Raw genomic sequence first — 15435 nt, forward strand, 5'->3', positions numbered from 1 at the left:
ACCATAGAGCATTGGAACCACCTGATCCCATCCCGAACTCAGTAGTGAAACGATGCATCGCCGATGGTAGTGTGGGGTTTCCCCATGTGAGAGTAGGTCATCGTCAAGATTAAATTCCGAAACCCCTTTTTGCTAACGCAAACAGGGGTTTTGTTTTTGTAGAAGTTCATGAATTTCATCGGCACGTTGCGAATGCAGCGAACCGGTACACAGAATTTCTTGACGACCATAGAGCATTGGAACCACCTGATCCCATCCCGAACTCAGCAGTGAAACGATGCATCGCCGATGGTAGTGTGGGGTTTCCCCATGTGAGAGTAGGTCATCGTCAAGATTGAATTCCGAAACCCCTGTCTGCTAACGCAGACAGGGGTTTTGTCGTTTAGATCAGCAATTCTGTATTGCTGTCAGACCTGATTGATCATCCGGGCATCCAGCCCGCAGTTCGCTGCATTATTGGTTGGTTTCATTTTCTATCGCAGGACCTAGACCAAGGTGCCTAAGCGCTCAAAGCGTTCGTTATCCAATCCTCGTACGACAACCATCGGTCGGTTTCCTGCGAAAAATGGCGATCCATCTTACATTTCCCTAAGTTTTGCCTCGGCTTGGCCGAAAGCCTGACAAGCCATGCGTGCACCGAGATAGAGCGGTCCAAGACTCCGCCTATAACGTTACATGGAATGTCCACTCGGCACGCTAACTCCCCTTTGGCAAAAGAAGTCGATGAAATGAATCTCAAGTTCAGTCATAAAATTCTGTTGGCCGCGTCAGGCGTTGTGGTTCTGGCCTTCGCGTTATTTACTCTCTACAACGACTACCTGCAGCGCAGTACCATCAAGCAGAACCTAGAGTCGTCCATCGCGCAGTCCGGTGAACTCACCGCCAGCAGTGTGCAGAACTGGCTTAGTGGGCGAATATTGGTGCTCGAAAGCCTCACGCAAAACGTCGCCCATCAAGGTGGTTCTGCCGACCTCCCTGGTCTGGTCGATCAACCGGCCTTCACCTCAAACTTCCAGTTCACCTATGTTGGCCAAACCAACGGCGTGTTTACGCAACGCCCGGACGCGAAAATGCCCGACGGCTACGACCCCCGTCAGCGCCCTTGGTACAAACAGGCAGTGGCTGCGGACAAGCCCATGCTTACACCACCGTATATGGCCGCAGTGGGTGGGCAGATCGTGACCATCGCGATGCCGGTGAAAAAGGACGGTGAATTGCTCGGCGTAGTCGGCGGTGACCTGAGCCTGCAGACCTTGGAAAAAATCATCAACTCGGTAGACTTCGGCGGCATCGGCCATGCGTTCCTAGTGAGCGGCGACGGCCAGGTCATCGTCAGTCCTGATCAAGGGCAGGTGATGAAAAACCTCAAGGACATCTACCCCGGCACTCAGTTACGCATCGAGAAGGTCAGTCAGGAGGTCGTTCTCAACGGCCAGGACCGCATCCTGTCATTTACCCCCATCAGCGGTTTGCCCGGCGCAGATTGGTATATCGGTCTGTCGATTGATAAAGACAAAGCCTACGCAGCATTGGGCAAGTTCCGTACTTCCGCGCTGATTGCCATGTTGATCGCCGTGGTTGCGATTGCCGTGCTCCTGAGTGTGCTCATCCAAGTACTGCTGCGGCCTCTTACCACCATGGGTGTGGCGATGCAGGACATTGCGCAGGGCGAAGGTGACCTGACCCGTCGCCTTGCTGTCACCAGCAAGGACGAGTTCGGCGAAGTCGGCAGCGCGTTCAATCAATTCGTAGAACGCATCCACGCATCGATTTCGGAAGTGTCTTCAGCAACGCGCCAGGTGCACGACTTGTCCCAGCGTGTAATGGCCTCGTCCAATGCCTCTATCATCGGTTCTGACGAGCAAAGCGCACGCACCAACAGCGTGGCCGCTGCGATCAACGAACTGGGCGCCGCCACTCAGGAAATCGCGCGTAACGCCGCCGATGCCTCGCAGCACGCCAGCGGAGCCAGTGAGCAGGCCGATGATGGGCGCAAAGTGGTGGAGCAAACTATCCTCGCAATGTCGGCGCTGTCGCAGAAGATCAGCCTGTCCTGCACGCAGATCGAAACCCTGAACGCCAGTACTGACAACATTGGTCACATCCTTGATGTGATCAAGGGTATTTCTCAGCAAACCAACCTGCTCGCACTCAACGCCGCCATTGAAGCGGCACGTGCCGGTGAGGCCGGTCGAGGTTTTGCGGTGGTCGCTGACGAGGTGCGCAACCTGGCTCACCGCACCCAGGAGTCGGCCGAAGAGATTCACAAAATGATCACCTCGCTGCAAGTGGGCTCGCGTGAAGCGGTTACCACTATGAATGCCAGCCAGGCCTCCAGTGAAGAAAGCGTCGAGGTCGCCAACCAGGCGGGTGAGCGGCTGGTCAGCGTGACGCAGCAGATCGTCGAGATCGACGGCATGAACCAGTCCGTCGCCGCCGCCACCGAAGAGCAGACAGCCGTGGTGGAAACGCTCAACGTGGACATCAACCAGATCAACCTGCTGAACCAACAGGGCGTGGCCAATCTCAATGAAACCCTGAAGGATTGCGATGCGCTGTCGCAGCAGGCCAATCGATTGAAACAACTGGTCGATAGTTTCAAGATCTGACCCGCTGATTGATCGGGCAGGGGCGAGTGGCCTCGCTTCTGCCGTTCAGCCAAGCAACCGACGGACATTGTCCAGGGCGCGGTTGGCGAAGTCCTGCACAAACTGTTCAAACCCTGCGTTTGCCTCATCCATGGGCTCTGCAATAATCGTCCATGTCACCCTGGAACACTCCGCTCCTAGTGCTTCAACGCGGATCGCCGCCCATAACCTGGCCACGCCCAGGGTGTTATAGATTGTGGTCCAGGTCATATGCATGGCCTGCTCGTCCCGGCTATTGAGCTGCTCCACCACACAGTTACCATCGCGGAAAAATTTTGTACGCAAGGCGCCCACACCTGTGGCTGTCATTTCGATATGCGTCAGGTCAGGAATGAACACATCGAAGCCTGAAAAATTCCCCACCATGTTCCACAGGCGGGAGGCATGGCAGTCGACCACGACCGACGCGACTATTGGCTGGCCGTCCGGGTTGCGAATTAACGTATCGGGTTGCAGTGGTTTCATGAGGTTGTCCTGAGGCGTTCAAAGAAAGCCAATGGCCTTGAGGTAGTTGCAGCCTTTGCTCAACAGCGCCGAATCTTTTTCGGGGTAGTGTGCCCCCATCTGCTGGACGCCCTGCCGCGCATTGTCGTGGCGGATCATTGAGGTGTCTCCGATGTCTTCGTCGAGGCGCTCGAGATAAAAACCAAGCACGCCAAACAGTGCGTTCTCGTGGCTGACCGTTCGTATCTCCTCTTGCCAATGTGCAATGCTCACCCGCCTGAACCGGTGACCCGCTCGGCTGAAAGCATCCAGGTAACGCGCCCAGCTCAAAGGTTGTGGGTTGTGCAGGTTGAACACACTGCGATTGGCTTGAAAGCGGGTGCAGTGGAATGCAATGAAACGAGCCAGGAAATCCACCGGCATCAGGTCGAAGTTCAACGCCAGCCGCGGTACCAGGCCAAGTTGAAGTGAGCCCTTGAGCATCAGCATCAGCCGATTTTTCTGCGGCTGGCAGACCCCCGTGCGGCTATGGAAGCTGATATTGCCGGGGCGATGGATATTCACCCAGGCTCCGTGCTCCACCGCACGTCTCAGTTGCCGCTCGGCGACCCATTTGGACAGGTTGTAGCCATTCTGGATGTACAGCGGCAGCGTGGTCGCGGCGGGTGCCTCGAGGACATAGCCCTGGGTGTCCATGCTGCTTGAGGCCGACAGCGTCGAGATAAAGTTGAAGACCTTCTTGCAGTGCGTCTCACACAGGCGCAGGCATTCGAAGATGGGGTCAACGTTGTCCCTGGCCAGTGATGCGTAGTCCATCACGTGGTTGACCCGTGCCGCGTTGTGCACCAGCACACCGAAGTCCCGGGTGAGCGTGTCGTAAGCGTCGTTGGCCAACCCCAATCGAGGCAGGCTGATATCGGCGGCGAATACCTGCACCCGGCTCAGGTCCAGATGCTCCAGGCGGTACTCGCGCAACGCTTGGGTAAACCGCATCATCGCCGAATGCCCCGGCTCTTCACGCACCAGGCATGCCACCTGGGTTGCATGATCGGCCAGCAACGCCTCGACGATATGGGCACCAACAAAGCTGTTGGCCCCTGTTACGATCACTTTGTGCGGGTCGCCTGCGCGGTCCTCGGACAATATGTCGAGTGACCACTCCTGTTGTGCGTCGTGAACCGCCTGGCTAGAGGGCGCATCGGGTCGTTCCCCGTCCTCCACCCACGTTGCGAGGGTACGAATAGTCGGCGCCTCAATGAAGCGGCTCAACGAGAAGCTGCGGCCGAATTGTTCGCGAAAACGCAGTAAGAGGGTCGACAGCAAAATCGAATGGCCGCCGAGTTCAAAGAAACTCTCATCAATAGACAATTCATCCATGGGCAACGCCAGCAGTTCGATCCATAAGCGGGTCAATCGAATCTGAAGTGGGGTGTGCGCCGCATTGCTGGCAGTCTGCGAAACGGATTGAGCCGGTAATGCGAGCAAGGCTGCCCGGTCGACTTTGCCGTTGCTGGAACATGGCATGTGCGGCAACAGGCTCCAGAAACCGGGGTGCATGTAATCCGGCAGCCACTGTCGCGCGTGTTGCTGCAGGGCCGCCACGGTGGCCCCCGGTTCGGGTTGAGCGACGAAGCTACGGATCCTGCGGTCATGGTCAATCACCACTGCGACCTGGCGATACAGCCGGCTGTTACGCAAGCACTGCTCTATCTCTTGGGGCTCGACCCGAAAGCCGCGGATTTTCACCTGATCATCACGGCGCCCCCCCAGCACAATCCCGTCGGCGGTCCACTGTGCCAGATCGCCGCTGCGGTAAGCCCTCAGCGATTGGCCCCCAGGCACCGCCAGCTCCACGAAAGGGCTGGCAAGCTGTTGCCGCGCGTTCACATACCCCAGGCTCACTCCGGGGCCGATGATATATACCTCGCCCATGACCTGTTCATCTACCGGCTGCAGGTTCTCGTCAAGGATCAGCACCTGGCTGTTGGCGATGGGGCTTCCGACGTTGCGGTTGCTATCACCGGGGAGCAGCGTGCGATGGGTGACCAGCACCGTGGCCTCCGTGGGCCCATAGAGGTTGTGAAATTGGCACTGCCCCGCGAGGCGTTCGATTACATGGGGCTCGCACACATCGCCGCCGGTGAGCAGGTGCGTCAGGCCCAGCGGTTGATCGAGTGGCAGAATGCTCAGCAGCGCAGGCGGCAGGAAGGCGTGGGTGACGCGCTGCCGGTGGAGCAGATCCAGCAGTTGCTGAGGGTCTTGTCGTTGCTCTGCGCTGGGGACAATCAACTCGGCCCCTGCTATCAAGGTGGGGAAAATATCGATCAGCGAAGCGTCAACGCTCAAAGGCGAAAATGGCAGGACGCGGCTCAGCTCATCCAGGCTCATACAGGACCTGAACCAGGCCGTGAAATGCGCCAGGTTAGTCTGGCTGAGCAGCACACCCTTGGGTTGACCCGTGGTGCCTGATGTAAAGAGCGTCATGCAAGGACCGTCGGCGGGCGGGCGAGTCTGCATCAACGGACGCATGACGTCGGCGCTCCGCGGGTCGACCTTGCTGACATCCAGTGCAGTGAAGCGTCCTCGCAAGGGGTGCTGACCGGCGTCAAGCAATACCCGAGCTTGCGTGCTCTCAAGCATGACCTGATGGCGCTGAACCGGGTGGTCCGGACCCAGCGGTAGATACACGGCTGCGCAGCCCATCACCGCAAGAATGCTGGCGTACAACTCGATGGATTTTTCCAGGCACACGCCGACCACCGTTGGCGCCTGCCCAATCTCCAGCAACGGCTGTAGTTGCTGCTGTATCGCCAAGGCGTGAAGCTGCAATTGACGATAGATCACTGTGTTGCCGGCGATGTTCAGCGCCGGCCGATCGGCGAAGGTGCGAAGGCTGGCCTGCAACTGTTCGATCACGGGTACCTGGGCTTCCCGCATGACAACAGGGTCTTCTGTGCGGTTGAGCCGATGGACAAATGCCAGCGCGTCAAGCGCGTCCAAGCCTTGCTCGGGCCATTCATTGGCGGCCGCGTGCACAGAGAAATATCCAGTGTCCCGCGAGAATCCACTCACGTGCAGCGCGACCCACTCCACCAATGCATGGGTCACCCGCTGGCGCAGCCGTTGGCCGTTGCCACTGGGTTCTTCGGTGATGCCAAGCACAGCCGACAATCGCCGGTTGGGCCCATAGGCGCGCAGTTGCAGCGCGGGTAGCCCGTATTCGGTTACCGGGCCAACACCCAGGCGCAGGCTGAACACTGGGAGTCGATCTGCTGAGGCCCGCAGCGACTGACTGCCGTCATCGATCAACAAGTCGATGCCTTCATCACTCATGGCATGCCCATACTGCTCCAGCGCTTGCCTGAGGGAGGCCAAGACGCTGCTGGTGCCAGCAAACCCGATGGTCAGGCGCCTCATGTCAGCCTCCCCGGCACTGGCAAGTAATTGTCCAGCGCTTGCGCCACACTCGGCGTTTGCAGCAAACCGCTGTGTTGCAGGAAACCCAGAATGTTGTCCATCAGCGGGTGCCGACGGGTGATCGGGAAGGCCAGTGCCGTCACTTCATCGCGCAATGCGTTGCGCAGGCTTTCGCTGGTGTCGACGTGTTCGATCAAGTGCAGGTCGAAGTTTTTTTGCAGGTCGTTCGTCAGGTACTGAGCCAAGAATATCGGCAGCACCTGAGCGATGCTGTCGCGGTCTTCCGCGCTCGCCGTGTGCCAATACAGGCGTACGAGCCGTGTCCAGAATTGCGCGTGGCGGCCCTCATCAAACAGGTGATCGGCCATCAAGCCACGGATCGACGCTTTAACACTGGTGTCCTTGGCGAACGCCGCCACATCGTGGGTCACGGTGTTTTCGGCAATGGCCACGCCAATCAGTGCTATTGCATCGCGCAGGTGGGCTGGCGCCTTGGCCTGGGCCGCAGGCAACGCACGGTTCAATTCAATTTCCTCCGGTGGCTCCAACGGTTGTATGCCGGTCATGGCAACGGTTTGCTGGAGGAAATCCAACGCAACCAGTGCGTGATAGTCCTCGTCCACGACAACGGTCATCGCATCTACGCGGCAGGCAAGCGGGAAGGGCACCGAGAAGCGATTCTTGGCAATGCTGCGCGCAGTCTTGTCGACGATCTCAGTCTCGAAAATCACCACGTCGTTGATGAATTTGTAGAAGCTTTGCACCAGCACGAAATCGCGCCATTGCGGGCAGTGTTCGAGAAAGGTTGAACAGAGCACCAAAGGCTGGCGGCACACCGGGTAGATCAGCTTGTCATCGTCTTCCAGCAAACGGCGAGGACGTGTGCGGATGGTTGCGCGGCGCTCCCAGTCGTCGGCAATGGCGTGGTAGTCGGCTGCGCTCATGGGTGCACCTCCCGCAGAGAAGCCTGAACCTCATCCCAGAATGCGATACGGCTTTGCACGGCCGCGAGGGCGGCATTGTTGGCCTGTTGCGGGTACGTCGGGTCTGCACTGACCAGGCGTTGGAGCAACTGCTCTGCTGCTGGGCCATGATCCTGGGCGTCCAATTCGATGTGACGCTTGAGGTAAGCGCACAGTGTCGGCGCGTGGCGATGGATAAGCTCATCAGATTGCAGGATGCGCTCGAATATCGTCGGGATGACATGCTCGCGACCGTGCAGGAACGTTGCCGCTACACAATGGGTAGGCGCGTTCAACGCGAGATGCAATGTGTCGCTGACGAAGCGGGCCACGCCGGGAAAAATTTCGACCTCACGCAAGGCGGCAGTCGCTTCCATGCCTTGGCGTTGCAGCGCAACAAAGCGTTTGATCGGCGAGGTGCTGGCGCCCACTTCGGCCATGGCCTCCAGATAGAGTTCGAAGTGGCTGCAATAGCCTTGCTCGGGATGCTCGTCTGACTCCTCACTCAGCAGGACCTCATTGATCAGGCGCGCTGCTTGCGGGTCGGCAGGTGGCAGCCAGGGCAGACGCATGCAGGTCAGGTCCCGTTGCAGACGTTTGGCGAGGGTCATGAAATCCCAGACAGCAAATATGTGGCTTTCCATAAAAAGTTGTAACTTTCGCAGGGAAGTTATTTCTGAAAATAACGAATGGCTGCATAACTGCAATTTTGCTGTTTCAAGTAACGGTTGATGCATGGTTGGTGCCTATAAGTTGTTGCGTCTGCTGTGAAAAACAGCGATGAGTTCTTGTGGTTGGCAAGAAGTGAATAGGTATGGGCCAGCCTTACGCGTGCAGGGCGCTTCTGATGAGGCGACTGCCGCGTCGAATGAAGTGTCTGGTTTAGTAATAAAAGATGATAAGCGGGTTGAACAACTTGGCGAGCATACAAATGTGTTAGAAGTTTTTCTAAATAATATTGGCTGTAAGTTAGTACCTTTATTGAAGGTGGGAAGTTTCGTCGGAGCGGGGTACTAACCGTTAGTTAGGGAACCCCGCAACACTGCAAGATCGAGACAGGAAAGCTGAAAGCCCTATTGCGTGCCTTTTTTGTCGCCGGCATCCAGGCCATTGAGGTATGCCGTGATTACCTCCATGCCTCGCATCAAGTGATTGCGCAGCGTCAGGATGCTTTCTTCGGTTTTTTTCTGTGCTACCAGGCTCAGCAGTTCGCGGTGATCTTCCTGGGACGTCTGGCCCAGCCCCATGGCCTCAAGGTTGTAACGCAGGAAACGCTCCTCCTCGTTCAAACCGTGCTCGACCAACTTGAGCAGCCGCTGGTTCGGGGCCTTGCTATACAGGGCCATGTGAAACAGCCGATTGAGGCGACCAATCTCGGTGTAGTCTTTTTCCTGCTCCAAAGCGACGATGATGGCGTCCGCCTCAGCGATATCGGTTTCAGTGAGCAAAGGGATGGACGAGCGCAGCGCTTCAGACTCCAGCAACATTCGCAGTTCATAGGTTTCGGCCGAGTTATCCTCGATCAACGGCGCGACGACAGCGCCCTTGTGGGTCACCACATGCAGCAGTGACTGGGCTTCCAGCTGGCGCAAAGCTTCGCGCACCGGCATGCGGCTAACCCCGAACAGGCTGGCCAATTCCTGTTGGCGCATGGCGGTACCGCAGGGCAACCGACCGTCCAAGATGGCATTGCGCAAGGTTTCTTCAATCACGGAGCGAGCGAGATGGGCGGGGATCGTTCCGCTGATCTTGATGCTGTTCAAAGGGGTCGGCTTCTGCGTCACGGTTACCTTATGCTCCTTATTAGAATGGGCATGGCTAATTGGATCCAATGCACACTAGAGACTGACCATAGGCTTGTCAAACGCGCACAGTTTCGGCTTGTAAGCGCTTCAACATAACGCTCTGAGCACCCACAGCCAGCCTCTATCGGGTCTTACGCACCCAGGTTCAACTCGCCTGCTATCGATCGGGAAATTGCAGTACAGGCAGCTAAGCGCTGGTCATTCGCGACACCCCGTTGGCCGGTCTCGGCGCAGGCCTGGGCGTACGCTACGCGCGCCAAAGCCTGGGCGACTACTACGAAGGCGCCTTCAACGTGCCATCCTACAGCGTCTACGACGCCAGCCTGAGCTACGACCTGAGCCGTTCGCCGCTTAAACTCAAAGGCGTGAAACTGGCGATGAACGTGCAGAACCTCACTAACAAAACCTACGTATCTAAGTGCACCACTAATCTGGATTGCTACTACGGGGAAAGGCGCGCAGTGGTGTCGAGCCTGACCTACGACTGGTAGGTAATCGGTTGTAGGAGGCCTCCTGATTGAGTGGGGTGTGAACCTTGAACGTCTTGCGAGCGTTAGCTTTCGGCTGGCAACCCTCGCGAGATACTGCCCATGACCATCGCCGAAAATCCCTATGCCACACCGCGCTCAAGCCTGAGCTGGATGCCGGTTCGTGAACCGATGTTTCTGGTCGTGGCCCCGCGCAAATTCCTCGTCATGATGCTGCTGACGCTGGGCGGCTACTTCGTCTACTGGCTCTACCGACAATGGACGTTTTATCAGCGGGCCACCGGCAAGAGGTTATGGACCTGGGTTCGGGTGCTATTTCCGGCGTGCTATTTCTGTTCGCTGATCCTCAGCGTGATGCGTGAACTGGAGCAGGGCGAATCTGCCTACCACTGGTGGTCACGTTGCCTGGCGGTGACGATTTTTCTGTGCGGGTGTTTGCCCTTCACGGTGTTGTGGCTGCTCTCACCGTTCGCCGCACTCGCTGTAGTTGCCTGCATCGCAATGTTGCAGGTCGCGCTGGCGTTGCAGTTGCAAGATGCGATTAATCATTTGGAGCAGGACCCCGACGGGGCGGGAAATACGCATCTCACGAGCGCCAATTGGATTGGAATAGTGGTTGGGCTGCTGGGAGGGGGGTGGGTTGTGACAGGCGTGGTGTGGGGCGCCGGTTGAGGGGGAGCGTTTCAAGGGTTCTGCAAAAAAACCACATACCCCCGAAACCACTCACTCCCTTGCAAATACCCAGGTTCCTCCCACGTCCCGCCTTGAATCAGCCCGATCTTGAACGGCAGTCCCAGTCGATTTATCCGTGGCAGATACGCCGCGTAGTCCGGAATGCTGTGGCGCCCTTGATAGGTCTGCACGACCACTTCATCCACCACGCCTTTGAGTTGCGCGATGGCGGCCGGGTCGGCGTTGCTGCTCCAATCCATCAGGCCAGTGATGCTCAAGCGCAGGTCGGCCGGCAGGCGTTGGCGCAGCTCGCGCAGGAAGTCGGCGTATTCGTGCAGGTATTGGGTGCGGGCGTCGAAGTCGATCTGGATGCCGACGACCGGGTTGCCGGCGTCGCGCCAGCGTTGCACTTGGCCGAGCAGTTGGCGGTAGACCGGTTCGGGCCAATGCAGGGTGTGGGCGCGGTAGACGATCCAGATTTCACCCTGGGTGATGCGCGGCACGCTGATGCCCTGGGCGATCATCTGCACGCCGCGCCCTGGCGTGCGGCGGGTGGAGTTGATCTGGCCCTGAAGGATGTACAGGGTTTTGGCCTGCTTGAGCACCGGTTGAGGGGTGACGCCGCTCCACAGCCAAAAGGCGTCATAGTCGCGGGCGTCGACGGCGCCGAAGGCCGGGCTTGCCAGTAACAGCAAGCCTAGCCACAGGTGTTTCACCAGTAGTACTGCAGCGACTTGCCCCACTGGGTGTCACCGAAGCTGCTTTTGAGCTGGCGGAACCAGGCTTTGCGCACGGCAGGTTCAACGTCCTGCCCGCCGCAACTGTTGTAGCCGGACGGCCCGTAGCAGTTGATGGCGCGAAACAGCGCGTAGGCCCTGTCATTCTTCGGCGCCTTGGCATTGCCGATCACCTGTTTGTAGCCGTCCAGGCGCGAGAAGGTTTCACCCTTGAAGTCCGATGCGGTGCTGCCCAGGCTGCCGGCGGCGCGCGCCTGCTCCAATGGCATACCGTCCAGGCCGTTACGCAGGATGAATTCACCCAGGCAGTTCAGGCCCTGTGGATGTTTCGCGTCGTTTTGCAGGATAGCGGCGGTTTGCGTGATGGTTGGGCAGGCGTAGCCGGATTCGGCTTTATCGCCATTCCACTGGAACAGCTTCAAGGTCTGGCTGGCGCTGTAGACGTAGCCCAAGCTGGTACCCAGCTTATCTTCAGGGGCCGCGACCGGCAGTTGCTTGAGGTCCTCGGCGAATGTCGCGTACTGGCCGCGCAGCAGGTCTTTGTAGAGCAGCACGAATTGCGCGGTCTGGCGTTCCAGCGGGTCGCTGGCCTGGGCGATCTGCTGGCGCAACAGCTCAGGGCCTGCAACGTTGCGCAGCAGAATGTAGCGCACCTGCTTGGCGCTGATCGGCGAATCGGCGGCGAACACTTTGGCCAACTGGCCGCTGCGCTCGTAGTTCATCGCCAACGCCAGCTCAAGCTGGTCGCGTTGCAGCGGCATTTTCGCCAGGGGCAGCAGTTGCAACCATAGTGCTTCGGCGCCTTTCCAGTCTTGCTTGGCTTCCAGGGCCAGGGCGCGCAGGGTCTGTTGGCTGAAGGCGAAGTAATTCAGGCTCGACGGCACGCTCTGGGGCAACTGTTTCAAGGCGGCGTCCGGCTGATGCTCGATGTACAACGCACACACGGCCAGCAAGTAGTCGTACAGCTGCGGCGCGCTGGCGAATGCGGCTTTTTGCTTCTCCAAATCGGCGCGGGAAAGGGCGCGCTGGTGGCCGCCGCGCATCAGCATCAGGTCGCTGACAAGCTGGATCATCGGCGTGGTGACGGTCTGGCTATTAACCATCAATAGCTTGAGGTCGACCTCCTCCACCAGTTCGTCCACCGACACATTGCGCTGCGCATCAGTCGCCTGAGTCATCGCCCAGGCGTAGGCCTCGGCGAGCTTGGTGTTGTCACCCGCCAGCCAATACACGCGGCGCAAAAGGCCACGGGCGGAGGCCACGTAATCGCCCTGTGGATAAGTTTTCAGGTAGGTGAGGAATCCTTCTTCGGCATCGCTCAGGGCGGACTTATCCACAAGCTTAAGACGCGGCATGCCGTATTCGTCGAAGGCTTCAGCCTGGGCCTGGTTCAAAGCAGTGCGGGCGGTCATGTACAGCGCGGTTTCCTGCAGCCAAGGCACATTGCTGCTGCTGGCAGCGGCAAAACCGCGTTCAGCGTCACTGAAACGACCGCTGTAGAAGTCGGCGGCGGCCTGCAGGTAAGTGCGAAACAGTTGGCCGTCGGCGGACTGGATCTGCTGAGCGTCCACCACTTGGCCGTCCCAGGAGCAGGCGGTGAGCACCTGCAAACGCGCCTTCACCAGCACCTCGCGCTCGGCCGCCGGCATGTCAGCCTTGATCACCTGGCTGATAAATGCGGTGGCACTGTCATCGTCGTTGCTGCGGCAGCGGCTGCCCTCGCCATTGAGGAACGCTTCACCGGCGGTTTTATACTCGTCGCGCTTGATGCCCAGAGGCTGAAGCAGCGTATCGAGTTCGGCGGTGCGCGAGTCGTCCGGCTTGTTGTCGGGTTCTTCGTTTGTGCTGCGCAAAGGCGCCAGTCGATAGACCGGGAAAGGCACCGGGCCAAAGCCCTGGGCCAGGTCGTCTTCGCTCAAGGCATTGGGCGCCAGGGGCGCAGCCTTTTTGTCCGCCAGCAGCAGGCGCAGGTTGACGCGGCTGTCGTTGCCCGAGTTGAGGAAGGGTTGGTTGCTGCACGCGTCGATACTGTCACGCGAGACCCGCCAATCGGGGTAGCACGAGTCGTCGGAGCTGGCCTGGGCCTGTAGGGTCATACCCGCGAGCAGTGCCAGTGCCAGGGGTGACAGAAAACCGATGCGCATGACGTGTCCTTGATCCTGAGTCCTTGGAGGAGGGCGATAATAGCGTGTTCCTACGGTCGCTTCGGAGAAGCCCTGCACAAATTGCCGATTTGTCGGGTCATAGAAGCGAATCAGGGGCTTTTGTCCTAGAGTGGCGATGTTTGCAGTTAGGCAATCAAGGGCAGGGAAATCTAGGTGCGTCGGTCTGTGGTAGAGCAAAACGAAAAGGTCGGGACGTTACCCGCACTCAACCGCCTCTCTTGGGACGGTGCCGGTTGGTTCAGCCGACTCTGGTGGGTACCGATTCTGGCGCTGGCCATGGCCCTGCGTTTTTACAACCTGACGGCGGCGGCGATCTGGGGCGACGAAGGCTCCAGCCTGTTGCTCAGCGAATACGCCGCGGCCGACCTGTGGTTCCACGCGGCGCACGATGTGCACCCGCCGCTGTATTTTTTTCTGCTGCGCGGCTGGATTGAGCTGTTCGGCGACAGCATCTGGTCGATTCGCAGCATGAGCGCCGTCCCCGGTGTAGTCGCCGTGGGCCTGGGCGTCTGGCTGACGCAGCAATTGTCCACCCGGCGTGCGGCAGTGCTGGCGGGCATTCTGCTGGCGCTATTACCCACGGCGGTGCGCTACAGCCAGGAAGTACGCATGTATTCGCTACTGGGCGTGTGGTTGCTGGGCGCCACGCTGGCGCTGGTCTATTGGGTGCGTCAACCCGAGCGCACGCGTTATCTGGCGGCCTATGCCGTGTTGATGAGTGCTGGTTTCTACACCCATTACTTCACGGCGCTGTGCGTGCTTGTGCATTGGGCCTATCTGGGTGTGCTTTGGGGTACGGCGCCGCGAGACCAGCGCCTGATCACACGCCCGGCATGGTGGGTGGCTAACGCCGCGATTGTGCTGTTGTACCTGCCTTGGCTGCCGAACCTGCTGGACTTGGTGCAACACGTCGAACAGCTCAAGGTGGGCGGCGACATAGGCTGGGAAGAACCGGTCAGCCTGTTCTCCCTGCCTTCGATGATCTGGCAATTCGTGCTCCAGGATGAAGGCGTTGGCTTCTGGTCGCCGTTGTTCTGGCTGTTTCCGCTGCTGCTGGTGACTGTTGTGATCACCGCTTGGCAAGATCGCGAACGCTATCGACCGGCCAGCCTGCTGGCGCTGTTTTTCCTGTTGCCACTGCTGCTGGTCTACGGCGTGTCATTTGTATCCCCAGTGTTTATCGAGCGCTACCTGACGGTATACGCCTTGGGCTTGCCGATTCTTGTGGCGATGGCTATCGACCGCCTGCCGTCGCGGTTTTCACTGCTGGGGGTGGCGCTGTTTGTGCTATTTGTCGGCGTCGAACTGGTGGGGTTGAAGAACAACTTTGCCGTGGATGAGCACGACCAGTTCAACGTGCCGGTGGCATTCGTCAACCGCAACTACCAGCAAGACGACCGCATCGTCCTCAGCGACATGATGTGGTACCTCAGCTACGTGTATTACGACCAGACCGACGCCCAATTGCAGCTCTACACACCGCCCAAACCCGACGGCAGGCCCACTCGGCCGAACGCGTATGGCTTCGGTACCTTGGTCGACCAGGACGGCGGGCGCATCTATCTCGACCATCTGTCGGCACTGCCCGCTGACACCCGCCGCGTGTGGCTGATCAGCAGCAACGAAGCACCGGATGATTTCGCCCCGCTGCCAGAGGGCTGGCGCGAACTCAGTCGCCAGGATGGCGGCGGCGCCAGGGCTAGGTTGTTTGTGTTGTGCAACGTACCGTCGGCGCAACCTGAGGGCTGTCGCTAGACTGGGTTAATTCTTTCATCGCAGGAGCCCGTCATGGAATCGCCCGTGCATAGTTTGCCGTCACTGTTCAAACAGCTGGGTCTGGAGAATGACCCGGTGAGTATTGAGAGGTTCGTGGCGGTTCATTCGCCGCTCAAACCGGAGTTGAAATTGGCGGATGCGTTTTTTTGGACCGATAGCCAGAGAGCGTTTTTACGTGAGGAGATTCTAGAGGATGCGGATTGGGCGGTGGTGGTGGATGAGTTGAATCTGATGTTGCGGGGTGGGCGAGAGGTGCAAAAAATTTAGAAAAAACGCTGAAAGTTGAAAAAAACTGATGAGGGTTGAAAAAAACTGGGCTTT

11 protein-coding genes, 2 rRNA genes and 1 pseudogene are annotated in these 15435 nt (G+C 58.7%); 7 read left to right on the forward strand and 7 right to left on the reverse strand.

The features are described 5' to 3' along the window. The 3 genes from rrf (AACY36_RS27265) to AACY36_RS27275 all read left to right on the forward strand — a co-directional run. A 5S ribosomal RNA gene (gene rrf / locus AACY36_RS27265) occupies window positions 1–109 on the forward strand; the annotation flags it as partial. A 109-nt stretch (window positions 110–218) separates the two neighbouring features. Next, a 5S ribosomal RNA gene (gene rrf, locus AACY36_RS27270) occupies window positions 219–334 on the forward strand. A 394-nt stretch (window positions 335–728) separates the two neighbouring features. Then, the gene (locus tag AACY36_RS27275; protein WP_339421222.1) at window positions 729–2609 is read left to right on the forward strand and encodes a methyl-accepting chemotaxis protein; all 1881 of its coding nucleotides are present in this window, start codon (window positions 729–731) and stop codon (window positions 2607–2609) included. Window positions 2610–2654: 45 nt separating this feature from the next. Here the strand turns inward: AACY36_RS27275 and AACY36_RS27280 are convergent, their stop codons facing one another. The 5 genes from AACY36_RS27280 to AACY36_RS27300 all read right to left on the reverse strand — a co-directional run bounded on the left by AACY36_RS27280 (window position 2655) and on the right by AACY36_RS27300 (window position 9255). Further along, entirely contained in the window at window positions 2655–3113 is a 459-nt protein-coding gene (locus AACY36_RS27280; protein ID WP_339421224.1) for an SRPBCC family protein, read from the reverse strand. Window positions 3114–3131: 18 nt separating this feature from the next. After that, complete coding sequence (locus AACY36_RS27285) at window positions 3132–6509, reverse strand: amino acid adenylation domain-containing protein (protein WP_339428494.1); 3378 nt, start codon at window positions 6507–6509, stop codon at window positions 3132–3134. After that, window positions 6506–7453 carry a diiron oxygenase gene (locus AACY36_RS27290; RefSeq protein WP_339421226.1) on the reverse strand — a complete coding sequence of 316 codons (948 nt, stop codon included), beginning with the start codon at window positions 7451–7453 and terminating at the stop codon, window positions 6506–6508. The genes AACY36_RS27285 and AACY36_RS27290 overlap by 4 nt, the downstream gene beginning before the upstream one ends. Then, window positions 7450–8208: a DUF3050 domain-containing protein gene (locus tag AACY36_RS27295; protein WP_339428493.1), complete on the reverse strand. Its 759-nt coding sequence runs from the start codon at window positions 8206–8208 to the stop codon at window positions 7450–7452. The genes AACY36_RS27290 and AACY36_RS27295 overlap by 4 nt, the downstream gene beginning before the upstream one ends. 336 nt (window positions 8209–8544) lie before the next feature. Beyond that, on the reverse strand, window positions 8545–9255 hold the full coding sequence (locus tag AACY36_RS27300) for a GntR family transcriptional regulator (protein ID WP_339421229.1): 711 nt from the start codon (window positions 9253–9255) through the stop codon (window positions 8545–8547). A 218-nt stretch (window positions 9256–9473) separates the two neighbouring features. On the opposite strand from AACY36_RS27300, the pseudogene AACY36_RS27305 reads away from it, so the two are divergent. After that, window positions 9474–9767, forward strand: a pseudogene (locus AACY36_RS27305) (TonB-dependent receptor domain-containing protein); the annotation flags it as partial. A gap of 99 nt (window positions 9768–9866) precedes the next feature. Continuing rightward, complete coding sequence (locus tag AACY36_RS27310; protein WP_339428492.1) at window positions 9867–10436, forward strand: hypothetical protein; 570 nt, start codon at window positions 9867–9869, stop codon at window positions 10434–10436. An 11-nt stretch (window positions 10437–10447) separates the two neighbouring features. Here AACY36_RS27310 and AACY36_RS27315 read toward each other — a convergent pair whose 3' ends face one another. Next, on the reverse strand, window positions 10448–11152 hold the full coding sequence (locus tag AACY36_RS27315; RefSeq protein WP_339421233.1) for a DUF3142 domain-containing protein: 705 nt from the start codon (window positions 11150–11152) through the stop codon (window positions 10448–10450). Further along, window positions 11149–13317, reverse strand: coding sequence for an outer membrane assembly lipoprotein YfiO (locus AACY36_RS27320; RefSeq protein ID WP_339497747.1), 2169 nt, complete (start codon window positions 13315–13317; stop codon window positions 11149–11151). The genes AACY36_RS27315 and AACY36_RS27320 overlap by 4 nt, the downstream gene beginning before the upstream one ends. A gap of 174 nt (window positions 13318–13491) precedes the next feature. Between AACY36_RS27320 and AACY36_RS27325 the strand changes: the two genes are divergently transcribed. After that, window positions 13492–15093 carry a glycosyltransferase family 39 protein gene (locus AACY36_RS27325; protein WP_339497748.1) on the forward strand — a complete coding sequence of 534 codons (1602 nt, stop codon included), beginning with the start codon at window positions 13492–13494 and terminating at the stop codon, window positions 15091–15093. A 33-nt stretch (window positions 15094–15126) separates the two neighbouring features. Then, window positions 15127–15381, forward strand: a complete 255-nt coding sequence (locus AACY36_RS27330) for a DUF2789 domain-containing protein (protein ID WP_339421236.1) — start codon at window positions 15127–15129, stop codon at window positions 15379–15381. The last annotated feature ends 54 nt before the right edge of the window (window positions 15382–15435 follow it).

Origin of the sequence: Pseudomonas sp. EA_15y_Pfl1_P101 (assembly GCF_963970835.1) — a bacterium.
Taxonomy (GTDB): domain Bacteria; phylum Pseudomonadota; class Gammaproteobacteria; order Pseudomonadales; family Pseudomonadaceae; genus Aquipseudomonas; species Aquipseudomonas tritici.